We start from the raw sequence: 2109 nt of genomic DNA, 5'->3' as shown, positions 1-2109 counted from the left end.
CGAGACCTATGGGGCGGACGAGATGGCCAAATTGGCGGCCTGACGACAACCAGGACCGAGCTTATCCAGGCCGCCAAACTGTCCGACCGATGGGGACCACTTCAGATTGCGGCCCGGGCGGCTATCAGGTGGGCGGCTTCCCGCCGGGCTGGGCGGAATGGAACGACCGCTTCCGCGACACGGTGCGGGCGTTCTGGAAGGGTGACGAAGGTATGGCAGCCGAGCTTGCTGCGCGGCTCACTGCCTCGGGCGACAAGTTCAACCGCCGCGGGCGCAAACCTTGGGCCAGCGTGAACTTCATCACCGCGCATGACGGCTTCACTCTGAACGATCTTGTCTCTTACGACGACAAGCACAACGAGGCGAATGGCGAGGGCACCGCGACGGCCATTCGCACAACCTTTCCTGGAACCACGGTGCCGAAGGACCGACTGACGACCCGGAGATCCAGGCGCTGCGCGAGCGGCAAAAGCGCAACCTCCTCGCCACCCTGCTACTCTCCCAGGGAACGCCCATGATTCTGGCCGGCGATGAGTTCAGCCGCACCCAACGCGGCAACAACAACACCTATTGCCAGGACAACGAGCTGAACTGGGTGGACTGGGCCGGCATCGACCAAGCCGGCCAGGGCCTGGCGGCCTTCACCCGCAAGCTGATCGCGCTGCGGCAGAACTTTCCCGTGCTGCGCCGCGGCCGCTTCCTGACCGGCTCGATGAACGAGGATCTCGGCGTCAAGGATGCGACCTGGGTGACGCCGTCCGGCACCGAGATGGACGGGGAGCACTGGGCCGATCCGAACACGCGCTGTTTCGGCGTACTGCTGGATGGTCGGGCACAGGCCAGTGGCATCCGTCGCCCCGCTTCGGACGCGACCATGCTGCTGGTCCTGAACGCGCACCATGACGTGGTGGAGTTCTCGCTGCCTGAACCGCCGGCGGGGCAGCGCTGGCTACTGCTGGTGGACACCAACCGGCCGGAGCTGGACGAGCCGGAGCCCTTCGAATTCGGTCACCCCTACCTGGTGACTGGGCGGTCCCTGCTGCTGCTGGTGCTGCGGCCAGAGCGGGGCGGCGGCACTATCCTCGCCACGGCTCGGTCGGCCCTGCTGGCCGGGACCAGCCCGCCGCCATTCCCGGTAGTGGGGCAGACATAGCCGCCGCCCCAAATGAGCCCCGACGGGGGGCCTCGGGCGCCCTTCCGCGGCAGTCTCCGCGGTACCGGCGCCGGGCACGGTGATGGTGGGCGGGCTCCGCCAGCCGCATCGAAGGGCGGGAAAACGCGCACGAAGGCACCGCGGCGGGAAGGTCAGGCGGCCTCCTGCCGATGGACCGCGGAGACACATGGCACATCGCCCGCTCGGGAGGGACCGGCATCATGCCGCACCACAGGCAGGAAGAACGACCATGGAGTCCTGCCGTTGTTCCGGCTCGTTCGAGCGACGAATACCTGCTATGTCGCCGTGAAGTCGGCGCAACCATCGGCTCCCGCTCGCGTCTTGGCGGCGCCCAAGGTTTTCCCGCGATGAAGATCTTCCGCTGAGCTTGGCGGTGGCGATCAACACCCTCGACGATGCCGTGGTCGGCCGCTGCATGCCGCGGCACACCCACAAGGAGTTCGTCCGCTTCCTCAACGCCATCGAGCGCGCGGTCCCAGCCGGCAAGGTGATCCACGCCATCCTCGACAACTACGCCACCCACAAGCATCCGAAGGTGCAGCACTGGCTGGCCGGTCACCCGCGCTGGGTCTTCCACTTCACGCCGACCTCAGCGTCATGGATCAACGCCGTCGAGGGCTTCTTCTCCACCATCACCCGAAGGCGCATCCGGCGCGGCGTCTTCAGCTCCGTGCCCCACCTGCAGGACGCCATCGCCCGCTACATCCGCGACCACAACAGGGCCGCCAGGCCATTCGTCTGGACCAAACCTGCAGATACCATCCTCAGTGTCTGTCCGGGATCATGTTGTTGTCTGGCAGAGCCTTCACAGCATGAGGCGAACGGAGGCCCAGCGCAGGAATGCGAGGCTGGTGCGGTTCAGGCACTCCCAGTCTTTGGCCAAGCGACGGCAGCGGTTCAGCCACGAGATGGTCCTCTCAACGATCCAGCGCTTC

3 protein-coding genes and 1 pseudogene are annotated in these 2109 nt (G+C 66.5%); 3 read left to right on the top strand and 1 reads right to left on the bottom strand.

Annotated elements, in window-relative coordinates:
• The first annotated feature begins 128 nt into the window (after positions 1–128).
• From H7965_RS32225 to H7965_RS29600, 3 genes and pseudogenes are all read left to right on the top strand, one after another.
• Positions 129–518, top strand: a complete 390-nt coding sequence (locus H7965_RS32225) for a hypothetical protein (RefSeq protein ID WP_390624656.1) — start codon at positions 129–131, stop codon at positions 516–518.
• Positions 515–1153 carry a hypothetical protein gene (locus H7965_RS32220; protein WP_390624655.1) on the top strand — a complete coding sequence of 213 codons (639 nt, stop codon included), beginning with the start codon at positions 515–517 and terminating at the stop codon, positions 1151–1153. Before H7965_RS32225 ends, H7965_RS32220 begins: the two co-directional genes overlap by 4 nt.
• 385 nt (positions 1154–1538) lie before the next feature.
• Positions 1539–1943: pseudogene (locus tag H7965_RS29600) on the top strand (IS630 family transposase); the annotation flags it as partial.
• Positions 1944–1979: 36 nt separating this feature from the next.
• Here the strand turns inward: H7965_RS29600 and H7965_RS29595 are convergent.
• On the bottom strand, positions 1980–2109 hold a 130-nt coding region (locus H7965_RS29595), incomplete at its 5' end, for a transposase (protein WP_186773996.1).

Source organism: Siccirubricoccus deserti (assembly GCF_014283215.1).
Lineage (GTDB): Bacteria > Pseudomonadota > Alphaproteobacteria > Acetobacterales > Acetobacteraceae > Siccirubricoccus > Siccirubricoccus deserti.
This window is presented reverse-complemented; position numbering and strand designations above follow the sequence as displayed.